Genomic DNA, 14,314 nt, shown 5'->3' with positions numbered 1-14,314 from the left:
GACATGCCCACTATCGAACGCATCGACGGCTTTGCCGACGAACTCACCGCCATCCGCCGCGATCTGCATGCCCATCCCGAGATCGGCTTCGAGGAAGTCCGCACCTCCGGCATCGTCGCCGAGAAGCTGAAGGGCTGGGGTATCGAGGTGCATCGCGGCCTCGGCGGCACCGGCGTGATCGGCGTGCTCAAGGGCAAGGGCAATGGCGGCAAGCGCATCGGGTTGCGCGCCGACATGGACGCGCTGCCGATGGAAGAGAATACTAACCTGAAATGGCGTTCGACCATTCCCGGCCGCTTTCACGGCTGCGGCCATGACGGCCACACCACCATGCTGCTCGGCACCGCGCGCTACCTGGCGGAGACGAAGAATTTCGACGGCACCGTGCATTTCATCTTCCAGCCCGCCGAGGAAGGCCTCGGCGGCGCCCGCGCCATGATCAAGGATGGCCTGTTCCAGAAATTTCCCTGCGACGAGATCTATGGGCTGCACAACGCGCCGGACCTGAACCACGGCGAGATTGCGATCCTGCCGGGCCCGGCAATGGCCGGCGCCGACTTCTTCGACATCACCATCCAGGGCTATGGCGCGCATGGCGCGATGCCCGAGCGCTCCAAGGACGCGGTGGTCATCGCAACCACGCTGGCGCAGGCCCTGCAGACCATCGTCAGCCGCAATGTCGATCCGTTGAAGTCGGCGGTGCTGTCGGTGACGCAGATCCATGCCGGCTCCGCCAACAACGTGATCCCCGGAGAGGCCAGGCTCGGCGGCACCGTGCGCGCGTTCGACGACGGCGTGCGCGCGTTGATCCGCGAGCGCATGCGCAAGATCTGCGCCGGCGTTGCTGCGACATTCGAGTGCGAAATCACCGCCGACATCAACGATACGTTCAGCGTCCTCATCAACGAGGAGGAACAGTCCAGGGTGGTCGAAGCCGTGGCAAAGACCGTGGTCGATCCGGCCAACGTGTTGACGCGTTCGGCCCCGAAGATGGGCAGCGAGGATTTCGCCGACATGATGCAGGCGGTGCCCGGCGCCTATTTCTGGATCGGCCATGATGGCTCGGTGCCCGTGCACAATCCCGGCTATGTGCTCGACGACAAGATCCTGCCGATCGGCGCCAGCATGTTCGCCCGCATCATCGAAACCCGGCTCCCGGTAGGTTAGCATGCAGAACGCAGCCCCCGAGGAAGAGGTCACCTCGCTGCATGACCTTTCCGCCACTGATCTGATCGCAGGCTACCGCGCAAAACAGTTCTCGCCCTCGGAAGTGCTGGAGGAAGTGATCGAGCATGTCGCGGCGTGGGAGCCGCACATCAAGGCGCTGTATCTGTACGATCCCGACGGCGCACGCGCGGTCGCAAAGGCTTCGACCGACCGCTGGCAGAAGGGTGAGCCGGTGAGCACGCTCGACGGCGTGCCGGTGACGATCAAGGACAATATCGCCACCAAGGGCCAGCCGATACCGCTGGGATCAGCCAGCGTAAAGCTGGTGGCAGCGGAAAAGGATGCACCGCCCGCCGCGCGCTTGCGCGAATCCGGCGCGATCATCTTCGCCAAGACCACGATGCCGGACTACGGCATGCTGTCGTCAGGCCTCTCCAGCTTCCATCCGCTCACCCGCAACCCCTGGGACCTCTCCAAGAATCCCGGGGGCTCCTCCTCCGGTGCGGGCGCCGCGGGCGCGGCCGGTTACGGCCCGCTGCATCTCGGCACCGACATCGGCGGCTCGGTGCGGCTGCCGGCCGCCTGGTGCGGCCTGGTCGCGCTGAAGCCGAGCCTCGGGCGCGTTCCGATCGATCCGCCCTATGTCGGCCGGGTCGCCGGCCCCATGACCCGCACGGTCGACGACGCGGCGCTGATGATGTGCGTGCTGTCGAAGCCGGATCGCCGCGACGGCATGAGCCTGCCGGCGGATACCATCAACTGGCGGGCGCACGACAAGTCGCCGCGCAAGGTCCGGATCGGCCTGATGCTCGATGCCGGCGCCGGGCAACCGCTGGAAGGTGACGTGCGAAACGTTGTCGTCAACGCGGCCAAGGCGTTCGAATCCGCCGGCGCCGTCGTCAGCGAAGTTGGCGGCATCCTGACCCGCGAGATGCTCGACGGGCTCGACGATTTCTGGCGGGCGCGGTTGTGGGACGATCTGTCAAAATTGTCGCCCGAGGAGCGCGCCAAAACGCTGCCCTACATCCACAAATGGGCGGAAGCCGGTGGAAAGCTTTCCGGCGTGGACGTCGTCAGGGGTTTCAATGCCACCATGGCGATCCGTGCCGCGGCTGCAAAACTATTCTGCGAGCTCGACTACGTGATTTCGCCGGTATCGCCGGTGGTGAACTTCCCGGCCGAATTTGCCGCCCCGATCAACGATCCGGACAAACCGTTCGAACACATTGCCTATACCGTGCCGTGGAATATGTCGGAGAACCCGGCGCTCTCGATCAATGGCGGTTACGACGCCAAGGGTTTTCCGATCGGCGTGCAAATCATCGGCCGCCGCTTCGACGATCTCGGCGTGCTCGGCATGGCCAAGGCCTTCGAGGCCCTGCGCGGTCCGCAGAAGCCGTGGCCGACGCCACCGAAGAAGTAAACGCAAGACCTGCAGGGACATGCGGGATTGTCATGCGCGGGCCTAACCCGCGCATCCATCGTCTTCATAAAAGATGGATTGCCGGGTCAAGCCCGGCAATGACAAGATGAACATCAACAATAAGTATCACGCGAGGAACCGCACCCATGGCGTATGAGACCATCAAGTACGAGGTCGACGATCAGATCCTCACCATCACGCTGAACCGGCCCGACAAGCTCAACGCCTTCAACGGCACGATGCAGCAGGAACTGATCGACGCCTTCGACGCCGCCGACAAGGACGACAATGTCCGCGCCATCATCGTCACCGGCTCAGGCCGCGGCTTCTGCGCCGGCGCCGATCTTTCCTCCGGCGCCAACACGTTCGACCGCGACGCGCGGCGCGGCCCGGTGAAGCGGCTCTCCAGCGGCGCGGTGGATTACAGCGATCCCATGGTGCGCGACGGCGGCGGCCAGGTGACGCTGCGGATTTTCAAATGCTTGAAGCCCGTGATCGCGGCGGTGAACGGACCGGCGGTCGGCATCGGCGTCACCATGCAGCTCGCGATGGATATCCGCATCGCATCGGATGCCGCGCGCTTCGGCTTCGTGTTCTCCCAGCGCGGCATCGTGCCGGAGGCCGCCTCGAGCTGGTTCCTGCCCCGCATCGTCGGCATCTCGCAGGCGCTGGAATGGTGCTATTCGGGCCGCGTCTTTCCGGCGCAGGAGGCACTTGCCGGCCGTCTCGTCAGCAAGGTGGTGCCGCCGGACGACCTGTTGCCGACCGCGCGTGCGCTGGCAAAAGAATTCGCCGCCAAGACCGCGCCGGTGTCGGTGGCGCTAATCCGGCAGATGATGTGGCGCATGATGGGTGCCGACGATCCGATGGAAGCCCACAAGGTCGACAGCCGCGGCATTTACGCCCGCGGCCGCTCGGATGACGTGAAGGAAGGCGTGGTGTCGTTTCTGGAAAAGCGCCCGGCCGAGTTCAAGAACAAGGTTTCGAGCGACATGCCGGACTATTTTCCATGGTGGCAGGAGCGCGAGTATAAATGACGGCGTAGATGCCGTAGGGTGGGCAAAGCGAAGCGTGCCCACCACTTTTCATGCCGCGAGAATGGTGGGCACGGCGCAAGTGCGCCTTTGCCCACCCTACGAGTTCAGTCCATCATCAACGCCACCCTTCCAATCGCCTTGCGATCGATCAGCAGCCGCATGGCTTTCGCATAGTCTTCCAGCGGCAGGCGGTGCGAGACGTTGGGGCGCACCTTTCCAGCCTCCGCCCATTCCGTCAGCGCCTTGATCCTGACCTCGCCGAGCGCCGGATTTCGCCGCACCGCTTCGCCGGCGCGGACGCCGAGCACGCTGGCGCCCTTGATCATCAACAGATTGGTTTTAGCGAGCCCGATGCCGCCGGTGAAGCCGATGATGAGAAGCCGCGCGCCCCAGTTGATGCAGCGCATCGAGTTCTCGAACACCTCGCCGCCGACGGGATCGAACACCACGTCCGCGCCCCGCCCGTCGGTGATGCGCTTGACGGCGTCGCGGAACGGCTCGCGGTCGTAGCGGATGAGGTGATCGGCGCCCCTCGCCTTCGCAATCGCGAGCTTCTCGTCGCTTGACGCCGTCGCGATCACGGTGGCGCCGAGCATCTTGCCGATCTCGACGGCGGCCAGCCCCACGCCGCCGCCCGCGCCATGCACCAGCAGCACCTCGCCGGTTTGAAGCCGGCCGCGATCGATCAGCGCGTGATAGGCGGTGCCGTGTCCGGCCAGAAACGTCGCGCCCTCGGCATAGTCGAAGTTCGACGGCAATTTTACGAGCTGCGACGGGTCGGCGACGGCTTCATCGGAATAGGCGCCGTGCCGCATCTTGACGATCACCTTGTCGCCAACCGCAACGCCCGTGGCTTCGTTGACCTCCACGACATCGCCGGCAGCTTCCATCCCCGGCGTGAACGGGAGCGGCGGTTTGAGCTGATACTCGCCCGCGGCCATCAGCACGTCGGGAAAATTCAACCCGGCGGCGCGAATGGCGACGCGCACCTGCCCGGGCTGCAGCGGCACGGTGGCAAAGGTTTCCAGATGCAGCGCCTCGGGCGGACCGAGCTCGCGGCAGACGACAGCCCTCGGCATCAGGCGGCCCGCGCCTTCACGCGCTCCAGCGCTTCGCGGATCAACGGCATCCGGTCGTTGCCGAAATACATGTCGGTCTTGTCGACAAAAATCGTCGGCGAGCCAAAGCCTCCACGCGCCATCACCTCATCGGTGTTGGCCTTGAGCTGGTCCTTGATCGCCTGCTGGCCAATGCCCTCGAAGAATTTGACATGGTCGACGCCGACCTTCTTGCAGACTTCCGTCAGCACCGAGTCCTGCGAGATGTCCTTGTCGGCACCCCAATAGGTCTCGAACACCGCGGTGGCGAACGGCACCACGTCCTTGCCGAGCCAGATACAGCCGCGCATCGCTTTCACGCTGTTCACCGGAAACACCGTCGGCGGCATTTTGATCGCAAGCCCCGCCGAGCGCGCCCAGTCGGCGAGATCCTTCTTCATGTAGCGCGCCTTCAACGGCACCGGCGTCTCGCGCTGCGCGTAGACGCTCGGATTGACGGTATTGAAGATGCCGCCGACCAGGATCGGTCGCCAGCTGATCTCGACGCCGAGCTCTTTGGCGAGCGGCTGGATGTTGTGGAAGGCGAGATAGGTCCAGGGGCTTGAACAGTCGAAGAAGAATTCGAGCATGGGGTTTCCTTTTGTTGTTTGTGATCCGTGTTGCTTCCACCGTCATTGCGAGCGAAGCGAAGCAATCCATGGCGCTACCCGGGGAAAGAATGGATTGCTTCGTCCGCTTCGCTCCTCGCAATGACGGCTGGGCGGCGGCCTACCCTTTGCCCGCCATCTCCTTCGCGCGCGCACCGAACATATTCCGCCGCGCCTCCTCGTCGAACGGCTCCTTCACGAACTTGCCGATCGCCAGCCCCGCCTGCACCTGCGGCCGTGCACGCACTTCCGCGTACCAGCGCTTGACGTTCGGGTAGTCGTCGAGGGTAAAGCCCTGCGCCTTGTGGGTCATCGTCCAGGGAAAACAGGCGATGTCGGCGATCGAGTAATCGCCGGCGACATAGGCACCGGTCTTGCCGAGTTGGCGGTCGAGCACGCCATAAAGTCGCGCGGCCTCGTCGCGGTAGCGCTCGATCGCGTAGGGAATCTTCTCAGCCGCATAGAGCGCGAAATGGCCGTGCTGGCCGAGCATGGGCCCCAGCCCACTCATCTGCCACATCAGCCATTGCATCACCTGGGACCGTGCCCGCATCTCCGTGGGCAGGAAGCGCCCGGTCTTGTCGGCGAGATAGATCAGGATGGCGCCGGTCTCGAACACCGAAAACGGCCCCTGCCCGTCGGCGGGTTCGTGGTCCACGATGGCGGGAATGCGGTTATTCGGGCTGATCGCCAGAAATTCTGGCCTGAACTGCTCGCCGGCGCGGATGTTCACCGGAATGACCCGATAGGGAAGCCCGAGTTCCTCCAGCATGATCGAGATTTTCCAGCCGTTCGGCGTCGGCGCGTAATGCAGCTCGATCATGGCTCCCCTAGCTGTTGATGCGGAAATATTCCCCGCGATGGCGACTTTTGTTGTTCTGTACCTCCAGCATAAGACATGGCAGACAGGCGCTCAATCAGAACTGACCGGGAGGCTCCCATGCTGTTTCCAACCACGATCGCAGGCTCCTTGCCGAAGCCGGAATGGCTCGCCGAGCCGAATACGCTCTGGGCGCCCTGGAAGTCGAAAGGCGACGAGCTCGCCCGCGCCAAGCGCGACGCCACCATGCTGGCGGTGAAACTGCAGGAAGATTCCGGCGTCGACATCGTCACCGAGGGCGAGCAGGCACGCCAGCATTTCGTCCACGGCTTCCTGGAGAAGGTCGAGGGCATCGATTTCGCCCACAAGGTCGAAATGGGCATCCGCAAAGACCGCTACAAGGCGATGGTGCCGCAGGTGACAGCGCCGCTGACGCTGAGGGGCCGCGTCCATGCCGACGAAGCCCGCGTCGCCCGCACCCACACCACCCGCAAGCTGAAATTCACCCTGCCCGGCCCGATGACCATCGCCGACACGGTCGCCGACAGCCATTACGGCGACAAGGTCAAGATGGCGTTCGCCTTTGCCGAACTGCTCAACGCCGAGGCCAAGGCATTGCAGGCCGACGGCGTCGACGTGATCCAGTTCGACGAGCCCGCCTTCAACGTCTTCATGGACGAGGTCTCCGACTGGGGCATCAAGGCACTCGAACGTGCCGCCGAAGGGCTGACCTGCACCACCGCCGTGCACATTTGCTACGGCTACGGCATCAAGGCCAATACCGACTGGAAGCAGACACTCGGCAGCGAGTGGCGGCAATACGAGGATATTTTCCCGGCGATCGAAAAAAGCCCGATCCAGCAAGTCGCGATCGAGTGCCGCAATTCCAAGGTGCCGCTGGATTTGCTGGCGCTACTCCCCGGCAAGGTGATCCAGGCCGGCGTGATCGATGTCGCCAGCGACATGGTCGAGACCGCCGAGGATGTCGTGAAGGTGATCGAGGCGGTATCGAAATTCGTACCGCTCGGCAACATCGTCGCGACAACCAATTGCGGCATGGCGCCAATGCGGCGGGACATCGCGGAGGCGAAGCTCGCGGCGCTGGGTGCGGGGGCAAAGCTGGCGAGGGAGAGGTTGGGATAGTAACCCCGTCATTGCGAGCGAAGCGAAGCAATCCATGCTTCAACTCGGGGATAGATGGATTGCTTCGTCGCTTACGCTCCTCGCAAGGACGGAGTATCTAGCCCATCGCGCTCGGATGCAGTACCGGACGATAGCCCACGCTTAGCGCGCGTAGCGTTGACGGCGGCGTCAACAGCATCGCGTCATCGATTGCTCCTTCTGCTGCGCTGTAACCAGCCATCGACCATCGCAACGCCCTGCCCTGCACGATCACAAAACTCTCCTCACCCACCTGCACCATCGCCCCATCGGGCAATTGCGCCACCGGCGCCGGCAGCGGATGCAGCCGCCTCCTGCCGCGCTCCAACCGCTCACGATGCAACACGGCATCCATCTCCCGCGCACGAATATCCGAAACGCCGTTACCCTCCTCCCACGCCGCCCGAAACCGGTTGGCGTCGTCGCGGCGGCAGAAGAAGCATGGGCGGTGGCCGGCGGCGAATGCGGTCGCCTCGTCGAGAAAGAACAGCTCGGTCCAGCTTCGCCGGCCCATCACCGGCCGCCGCCAGCCCCGGAATTCGCAGAGGCAGGTAATCCAGGCCGGGCTCGACCAGCGCTTTTTCAATAACGTCCTTGTCGCGGGGTCATGGATGATGCCGCGATTGCCGGTGAACAGGCCGCGATGCGGGGTGGCGATGATGTCGCCCAATGGCGTGACGCGGTTTTGCAGGGGCATGGGAAGGTTGGATATTCTCCGTCATTCCGGGAGGGTCCGAAGGACCAGACCTCAGATGCGCAATTGCGCATCGGGAATCTCGAGATTCCGGGTTCGCTTCGCGCCCCGGAATGACGAGACCATCACGCCCCAGCCGTCACGGTCGGATCGGCGGCTGGAACGATAGCGCGGTGTCCCAGGGAAAATGGATCCAGGTATCCTGCGATACTTCGGTGATGAACGTATCGACCAGCGGCTTGCCCTTCGGCTTGGCGTAGACGGTGGCGAAATGCGCATCGGGGAGCATCTGGCGCACCAGCCGTCCGGTGGCGCCGGTGTCGACGAGGTCGTCGACGATCAACAGCCCCTTGCCGGTGCCGCCGCCGAGTTTTGCGACCTCGGGAGATACGCCCTTGAGCACCTGCAGGTCGCCCTGGCTGGTGTGGTCGTAGCTCGCTATGCAAACGGTATCGATGATGCGGATGCCGAGCTCGCGCGCCACGATCGCGGCCGGCACAAGGCCGCCGCGGGTGATCGCGATGATGGCGTGAAACGGGCCGACGTCGTTGAGCCGCCAGGTCAACGCCCGGCAGTCGCGGTGAAATTGATCCCAGGAGACCGGAAAGGGACGGCCTGCCCGCGCGTCGGCGCTCGGTTCGGAGTTGCTGTCTGCCACGTTGGTTCGCCTCGTCTTGCCGATCTGCTATCGCGGCACGTTCAATCCCGCCAGCATCTCCTTCACCGCGGTCATCGCGGCGTTGAGCTTTTCGGGATCGCGGGAGCGGACCACAAGATTGGTGTTCGGCTTCTTGTCCTCGTCCATGAACGGATAGCTGCCGATGATGGTATCGGGATGGGCATTGGCGATGTCCCGCAGCGGCCCGCCGATGTCGCCTTCCCGCGCATTGGCCCGCACCGAATCCGACAGCATCCGCACGCCCGATTTCAGCTTGGGCGCGACGATATCCATCATCGCCTGCATGATCGAGGGGATGCCGGCCATGACGACGACGTTGCCGAGCTTGAAGCCGGGCGCGAGGATCGTCGCGCTCTGGATCAGTTCGGCGCCATCGGGCACGCGGGCCATGCGCAGCCGGGCCTCGTTCAGGTCCTGCTCACTCCAGCGCTCGCGAAAGCGCGCCACGACTTCCGGATGGTGGTCGATGCCGACGCCGAACGCTTTCGCAACGCTGTCGGCCGTGATGTCGTCATGGGTCGGCCCGATGCCGCCGGTGGTAAAGACGTAGGTGTAGCGATTCCGCAGCGCATCAATGGCTGAGATGATGTCGGCCTCGTCGTCGGCGACGACGCGGACCTCCCTAAGGTCGATTCCGATATTGGTCAGGTATTCGGCGATGAAGCCGATGTTCTTGTCCTTGGTCCGGCCGGACAGGATCTCGTCGCCAATGACCAGAATTCCCGCCGTGACGATCTCGCTCATGACTTCCCCTCGCCTGTCCCCGTACTTTGCGCAAGCAACGCATTGAAGTCACGAGGCTTTGCTGCCGAAATAAGCACCCGGCCGCCTTTTTTTAGGGCAGCGCGGCCGGCTACCCACACGAAATGCCGCAAGCCAATGCATATCGCGCTGGCCCGAGCCTTGCTACCATCCCGTGAAGTCATGCACTGTGCCGCATGGCTTTGCGAGATAGTCAGGATTTATGGCAGTTGCCTTTGATGAGATGAACGGGCCCGGTGGCGACCTCCGCCCGGCCTATCGGGAGCTCTCCCGCTGGCTGAAGGAGACGCCTCCGGACGCCCTGGAATATCGCCGTCAGGAGGCGGAACTCCTGTTCCGTCGGATCGGCATCACCTTCGCCGTCTATGGCGACGCCGAAGCCCAGGAACGGCTGATCCCCTTCGATGTGATCCCCCGGATCATGTCGGCCAAGGAATGGACCACGCTGGAAAAGGGCCTGAAGCAGCGGGTCCGCGCGCTCAACATGTTCCTGCGCGACATCTATCACGGCCGCGACATCCTGCGCGCCAACCTCATTCCCGACGACCTGATCTTCCAGAACCCAGTGTTCCGGCCGGAGATGAACGGCCAGAACGTTCCGCACGACGTCTATGTGCACATCGCCGGCATCGACATCGTCCGGGTCGATGCTGACAATTTCATCGTGCTGGAGGACAATGCCCGCACGCCCTCGGGCGTGTCCTACATGCTGGAAAACCGCGAAATCATGATGCGGTTGTTTCCGGACCTGTTCGCCCGCCACCGCGTGGCGCCGGTGGAGCGCTATCCTGACGAACTGCTTGCCGCGCTGCGCTCCGTGGCGCCGCTCTCCGCCTCGGCCGAGCCGACGGTCGCGCTGATGACGCCCGGCGTCTACAATTCCGCCTATTACGAGCACTCCTTCCTCGCCGACAAGCTCGGCATCGAACTGGTCGAAGGCCGCGACCTCATCGTCAAGAACGATGAGGTGTTCATGCGAACCACCGAGGGCCTCAAACGCGTCGACGTGATCTACCGCCGCGTCGATGACGATTTCCTCGATCCCCTCACCTTCCGCCCGGATTCGGCGCTCGGCGTCCCCGGGCTGATGTCGGCCTATGCGGCCGGCAACATCACGCTCGCGAACGCGGTCGGCACCGGCATTGCCGACGACAAGGCGATCTACTCCTACATGCCGGAGATCGTGAAATTCTATCTCGGCGAAGAGCCGATCCTGAAGAACGTGCCGACCTGGCGCTGCCGCGAGCCGAAAGACCTGTCCTACGTGCTCGACAATCTCAGCGACCTCGTGGTGAAGGAAGTCCACGGCTCCGGCGGCTACGGCATGCTGATCGGTCCTGCCGCCACCAAGGCGACGATCGAGGCGTTCCGCGACAAGCTCAAGCGCGAACCGGAGGGCTTTATCGCCCAGCCGACGCTGGCGCTATCGACCTGCCCGACCTGCACTTCCTCCGGCCTCGCGCCCCGCCACGTCGATCTCAGGCCGTTTGTGCTGACGGGCAGCAAGCACGTCACCATCGTTCCCGGTGGATTGACGCGGGTGGCGCTGAAGGAAGGCTCGCTGGTGGTCAATTCCAGCCAGGGCGGCGGCACCAAGGACACCTGGATACTGGACGAATAGAGAGCGAAATTCACGTATGCTGTCGCGCACCGCCGAAAACCTGTACTGGCTGGCCCGCTATGTCGAGCGCGCCGAATATATCGCGCGCACCATCGACGCGACGCTGCGTGTCACCGCGCTGCCCACCGCCTATATCGGCAAGACCAATGAGTGGGAATCGGCGCTGCTGACCGCCGGCGTCAGCTCCAGCTTCTACGAGACCTATCAGGAAGCCACCGAGCAGAACGTCGTCGAGTACCTGGCGTTCTCGCCGGCCAATCCCTCCTCGATCAAGAACTGCATCGAGGCGGCCCGGCTCAATTCGCGCTCGGTGCGCACGGCGCTGACATCGGAGATGTGGGACACCATCAACTCGGCCTGGATCGAATTGCAGGAAGTCTGGGGCAAGGGCACCTCGAGCCGCGAGGAACTGGCGCGGTTTCTCCGCTTCGTACAGGAGACCTCGCTGCGGTTCGACGGCTCGGCCTACCGGACCATGCTGCGCAACGACGCCTACTGGTTCTCGCGGCTCGGGCTGCATCTGGAGCGCGCCGACAACACTGCCCGCATTCTCGACGTGAAATATCACGTGCTGCTGCCCGAGGAGGAGCATGTCGGCGGTCCGCTTGATTACTATCAGTGGACCTCGATCCTCCGCTCGGTGTCGGCGCTGACCGCCTATCACTGGGTCTATCGCGAGACCCTGAAACCGTGGCTGATCGCCGACCTCCTGATCCTCAACGACACGCTGCCGCGCTCGCTGGCGAGCTGCTACAGCAATCTGGTGCGCAACCTCGACCAGATCGGCGTCGCCTATGGCCGCCAGGGCGCCTCCCAGCGCCACGCCCGCGGGGTACGAAACCGGCTTGAACACAGCCATATGGACGATATCTTCCAGCACGGCGTCCATGAATTCATCCAGGAATTCATTGCGGACAATTCAAGGCTGGGTGAGATCATCACCAGGCAGTATTTGATTTAGAGAATTCTGATGAATGCCACCAAGCACTGTCATGGCCGGGCTTGTCCCACGGCTGTCCGGTTTAATTTTTGTAGACAAGGCGCATGGCGTTGATTCTTCTGTGCTCCAAGCGTTTGGCGACGTTTTGGGACACGGAGAAGGATCAAGCCATGCTGCATCAGAATAGCGTATTCCACGGACTTCTAAAGCACGTTCCATGGCATCGGTTCGACAGGCTTGTGGAGGAGCATGGAGCCGATGCGCGGGTGCGCCGGTTGTCGACCAAGAGCCAGTTGGTGGCGCTGCTTTATGGTCAGCTTTCGGGGGCGGCGAGCTTGCGCGAGATCGTGGCAGGACTTTCGAGCCATGCTGTGCGGCTCTACCATGTGGGCGCGGCACCGGTTCAACGATCGACCTTCTCGGATGCGAACGCACAGCGGCCTGCCGCCGTGTTCACCGAACTGTTGGCGATAATGATGAAGCAGGCGCATCGCGGGCTGCGTCGCAAGCTTGCCGAGACGACCTACCTGATCGATGCCACGAGCGTGCGCTTGAACGAACACAGCGCCGGCTGGGCGCGGTTCTCGGCGGGGGTCTGCGGTGCCAAAGTGCACGTAATTTACGACGCCGACGCGGATCGCCCAATCTATGCCGCGGTCACTCCGGCCAACGTCAACGACATCACCATGGCCCAGCAAATGCCGATCGAGCCGGGCGCCACTTATGTCTTCGATCTCGGTTATTACGACTATGCCTGGTGGGCCGCGCTCGATGCCGCCGGCTGCCGGATCGTCAGCCGCTTCAAATCCAACACGCCGCTCGACGTGGTGGAGGAACTGCCCGTCATCCCGGACGGCAACATCCTCTCCGACCGCATCGGCTTCCTTCCCGCACGCCAGGCCAAGAGCCGCTGCAATCCAATGCAGGATGCGGTACGCGAGGTCCGCATCATGACCGATACCGGAAAGATGCTGCGTATCTTGTCGAATGATCTCGATGCCAGCGCACAAGAGATCGCTGATCTCTATCGTCGACGCTGGGCCATCGAGTTGTTCTTCCGCTGGATCAAGCAGACCCTCAAGATCACTCGCTTCGTCGGCACATCCGAGAATGCCATACGCATCCAGATTGCGGTCGCGCTCATCGCCTTCCTGCTGCTGCGCCTGGCCCAGGCTGCACAGAAAGCCGTTCCAAGCCCAACCGTCTTCAGCAGGCTGGTTCGGGCCAACCTCATGCACCGCCGATCGATCGACAAGCTGCTCGAACCATCGCCAATCGTCCAAGATCAGCGGCAGATGAGCCTAAGTCTATGCTAAAACTAAACCGGACAGCCGTGGGACAAGCCCGGGCATGACGACACAAATCTGGGTACACTATGCGCCTGCGAATTGCCCATACCACGAGCTATCGCTACGAGCCCCCGGCCTCGGGCGTGATCCAGATCCTGCGCATGACGCCCGGCAGCCATGACGGGCAGTATGTCGCCGAATGGCAGATCGACGTCTCCACCGATTCCCGGCTCGACACGCATCAGGATGCGTTCGGCAATGTCACCCATGTGTTGACCCACGGCCCGATCGCCGATCTCACCATCCATGTCGAGGGCCTGATCGAGACCCACGACACCGGCGGCGTGCTGCGCGGCACCGACGAGCGATTTCCGCCGAGCCTGTTCCTGCGCTCGACCGCGCTGACCGAAGTCAATCCGGCGATGGCGACCTTTGCCCGCGAGATGCGCTCGGAGTCCGACGGCGACGTGCTCGGCTTCCTGCATGCGCTGATGGTGCAGATCAACGAGCACATGATCTTCGACGAAGACCCGACCAATTCGGGCACCTCGGCGGCGGAAGCCTTCGCGCTGAAGCGCGGCGTCTGCCAGGACTACGCGCACATCTTCATCGCCTGCGCCCGCTCCGGCGGCGTGCCGGCGCGTTTCGTCTCCGGACACTTCCTGCGCTCCGACGGTACCGTCCACCAGCAGGCCGGCCATGCCTGGGCGGAAGCCTACGTGCCTGATCTCGGCTGGGTCGGCTTCGATGCCGCCAACGGCATCTGCACCACGGATGCCCATGCCCGCGTCGCCATCGGGCTCGACTACCTCGGCGCAGCTCCCGTGCGCGGCACCCGCTATGGCGGCGGCGCGGAGACGCTGACGGTCGCGGTCAAGGTCGAACAGGCCGGACGGCCGGGACAGTGGCAGAGCCAGTCGCAGTAGCACTCAGCCGTTATTGCGAGGAGCCGTAGGGTGGGCAAAGCGAAGCGTGCCCACCATCAAACAATGAGACCGTGGAAATATGGTGGGCAC

At 63.5% G+C, this 14,314-nt stretch carries 14 protein-coding genes; 8 read left to right on the top strand and 6 right to left on the bottom strand.

Annotated elements, in window-relative coordinates; all coding sequences use genetic code 11:
• The first annotated feature begins 3 nt into the window (after positions 1–3).
• From LMTR21_RS16075 to LMTR21_RS16065, 3 genes are all read left to right on the top strand, one after another.
• Positions 4–1,167 carry a M20 aminoacylase family protein gene (locus tag LMTR21_RS16075; RefSeq protein WP_065756065.1) on the top strand — a complete coding sequence of 388 codons (1,164 nt, stop codon included), beginning with the start codon at positions 4–6 and terminating at the stop codon, positions 1,165–1,167.
• 1 nt (position 1,168) lies between these two features.
• On the top strand, positions 1,169–2,590 hold the full coding sequence (locus LMTR21_RS16070; protein WP_065756064.1) for an amidase: 1,422 nt from the start codon (positions 1,169–1,171) through the stop codon (positions 2,588–2,590).
• A 146-nt stretch (positions 2,591–2,736) separates the two neighbouring features.
• The gene (locus LMTR21_RS16065) at positions 2,737–3,627 is read left to right on the top strand and encodes a crotonase/enoyl-CoA hydratase family protein (RefSeq protein ID WP_065756063.1); all 891 of its coding nucleotides are present in this window, start codon (positions 2,737–2,739) and stop codon (positions 3,625–3,627) included.
• A gap of 104 nt (positions 3,628–3,731) precedes the next feature.
• On the opposite strand, the gene LMTR21_RS16060 is transcribed toward LMTR21_RS16065, so the two are convergent.
• From LMTR21_RS16060 to LMTR21_RS16050, 3 genes are all read right to left on the bottom strand, one after another.
• Entirely contained in the window at positions 3,732–4,706 is a 975-nt protein-coding gene (locus LMTR21_RS16060; RefSeq protein ID WP_065756062.1) for an NADPH:quinone oxidoreductase family protein, read from the bottom strand.
• Positions 4,706–5,314 (bottom strand): 2-hydroxychromene-2-carboxylate isomerase, encoded by a 609-nt coding sequence (locus LMTR21_RS16055; protein ID WP_065756061.1) that lies wholly within the window; start codon positions 5,312–5,314, stop codon positions 4,706–4,708. The genes LMTR21_RS16060 and LMTR21_RS16055 overlap by 1 nt, the downstream gene beginning before the upstream one ends.
• Before the next feature lie 139 nt (positions 5,315–5,453).
• Positions 5,454–6,155 (bottom strand): glutathione S-transferase N-terminal domain-containing protein, encoded by a 702-nt coding sequence (locus tag LMTR21_RS16050; protein WP_065756060.1) that lies wholly within the window; start codon positions 6,153–6,155, stop codon positions 5,454–5,456.
• Positions 6,156–6,272: 117 nt separating this feature from the next.
• On the opposite strand from LMTR21_RS16050, the gene LMTR21_RS16045 reads away from it, so the two are divergent.
• On the top strand, positions 6,273–7,295 hold the full coding sequence (locus LMTR21_RS16045) for a methionine synthase (RefSeq protein ID WP_065756059.1): 1,023 nt from the start codon (positions 6,273–6,275) through the stop codon (positions 7,293–7,295).
• 97 nt (positions 7,296–7,392) lie between these two features.
• Here LMTR21_RS16045 and LMTR21_RS16040 read toward each other — a convergent pair whose 3' ends face one another.
• From LMTR21_RS16040 to LMTR21_RS16030, 3 genes are all read right to left on the bottom strand, one after another.
• Entirely contained in the window at positions 7,393–8,010 is a 618-nt protein-coding gene (locus tag LMTR21_RS16040) for a hypothetical protein (RefSeq protein WP_065756058.1), read from the bottom strand.
• Between the two features lie 136 nt (positions 8,011–8,146).
• Complete coding sequence (gpt, locus tag LMTR21_RS16035; RefSeq protein ID WP_065756057.1) at positions 8,147–8,665, bottom strand: xanthine phosphoribosyltransferase; 519 nt, start codon at positions 8,663–8,665, stop codon at positions 8,147–8,149.
• A 27-nt stretch (positions 8,666–8,692) separates the two neighbouring features.
• The gene (locus tag LMTR21_RS16030; RefSeq protein ID WP_065756056.1) at positions 8,693–9,430 is read right to left on the bottom strand and encodes a competence/damage-inducible protein A; all 738 of its coding nucleotides are present in this window, start codon (positions 9,428–9,430) and stop codon (positions 8,693–8,695) included.
• 220 nt (positions 9,431–9,650) lie between these two features.
• Between LMTR21_RS16030 and LMTR21_RS16025 the strand changes: the two genes are divergently transcribed.
• The 4 genes from LMTR21_RS16025 to LMTR21_RS16010 all read left to right on the top strand — a co-directional run bounded on the left by LMTR21_RS16025 (position 9,651) and on the right by LMTR21_RS16010 (position 14,224).
• Positions 9,651–11,069, top strand: coding sequence for a circularly permuted type 2 ATP-grasp protein (locus LMTR21_RS16025; protein ID WP_065756055.1), 1,419 nt, complete (start codon positions 9,651–9,653; stop codon positions 11,067–11,069).
• A 16-nt stretch (positions 11,070–11,085) separates the two neighbouring features.
• The gene (locus LMTR21_RS16020; RefSeq protein WP_065756054.1) at positions 11,086–12,030 is read left to right on the top strand and encodes an alpha-E domain-containing protein; all 945 of its coding nucleotides are present in this window, start codon (positions 11,086–11,088) and stop codon (positions 12,028–12,030) included.
• Between the two features lie 149 nt (positions 12,031–12,179).
• The gene (locus tag LMTR21_RS16015) at positions 12,180–13,325 is read left to right on the top strand and encodes an IS4 family transposase (RefSeq protein WP_148635931.1); all 1,146 of its coding nucleotides are present in this window, start codon (positions 12,180–12,182) and stop codon (positions 13,323–13,325) included.
• A gap of 59 nt (positions 13,326–13,384) precedes the next feature.
• A complete protein-coding gene (locus LMTR21_RS16010; RefSeq protein WP_065756733.1) occupies positions 13,385–14,224 on the top strand; it encodes a transglutaminase family protein in 840 nt (279 codons plus the stop codon).
• Positions 14,225–14,314: the final 90 nt, after the last annotated feature.

Source organism: Bradyrhizobium paxllaeri (assembly GCF_001693515.2).
In the GTDB taxonomy this organism is placed as follows: Bacteria; Pseudomonadota; Alphaproteobacteria; order Rhizobiales; family Xanthobacteraceae; genus Bradyrhizobium; species Bradyrhizobium paxllaeri.
Note: the sequence above shows the minus strand (reverse complement) of the source record. Positions and strands in the feature narration are given on the sequence as shown.

Excerpts from the sequence above, each read along its gene's own strand:
- LMTR21_RS16075 (WP_065756065.1), top strand. The coding sequence starts at position 4 with ATGCCCACTATCGAACGCATCGACGGCTTTGCCGACGAACTCACCGCC.
- LMTR21_RS16070 (WP_065756064.1), top strand. The coding sequence starts at position 1,169 with ATGCAGAACGCAGCCCCCGAGGAAGAGGTCACCTCGCTGCATGACCTT.
- LMTR21_RS16065 (WP_065756063.1), top strand. The coding sequence starts at position 2,737 with ATGGCGTATGAGACCATCAAGTACGAGGTCGACGATCAGATCCTCACC.
- LMTR21_RS16060 (WP_065756062.1), bottom strand. The coding sequence starts at position 4,706 with ATGCCGAGGGCTGTCGTCTGCCGCGAGCTCGGTCCGCCCGAGGCGCTG.
- LMTR21_RS16055 (WP_065756061.1), bottom strand. The coding sequence starts at position 5,314 with ATGCTCGAATTCTTCTTCGACTGTTCAAGCCCCTGGACCTATCTCGCC.
- LMTR21_RS16050 (WP_065756060.1), bottom strand. The coding sequence starts at position 6,155 with ATGATCGAGCTGCATTACGCGCCGACGCCGAACGGCTGGAAAATCTCG.
- LMTR21_RS16045 (WP_065756059.1), top strand. The coding sequence starts at position 6,273 with ATGCTGTTTCCAACCACGATCGCAGGCTCCTTGCCGAAGCCGGAATGG.
- LMTR21_RS16040 (WP_065756058.1), bottom strand. The coding sequence starts at position 8,010 with ATGCCCCTGCAAAACCGCGTCACGCCATTGGGCGACATCATCGCCACC.
- LMTR21_RS16030 (WP_065756056.1), bottom strand. The coding sequence starts at position 9,430 with ATGAGCGAGATCGTCACGGCGGGAATTCTGGTCATTGGCGACGAGATC.
- LMTR21_RS16025 (WP_065756055.1), top strand. The coding sequence starts at position 9,651 with ATGGCAGTTGCCTTTGATGAGATGAACGGGCCCGGTGGCGACCTCCGC.
- LMTR21_RS16020 (WP_065756054.1), top strand. The coding sequence starts at position 11,086 with ATGCTGTCGCGCACCGCCGAAAACCTGTACTGGCTGGCCCGCTATGTC.
- LMTR21_RS16015 (WP_148635931.1), top strand. The coding sequence starts at position 12,180 with ATGCTGCATCAGAATAGCGTATTCCACGGACTTCTAAAGCACGTTCCA.
- LMTR21_RS16010 (WP_065756733.1), top strand. The coding sequence starts at position 13,385 with ATGCGCCTGCGAATTGCCCATACCACGAGCTATCGCTACGAGCCCCCG.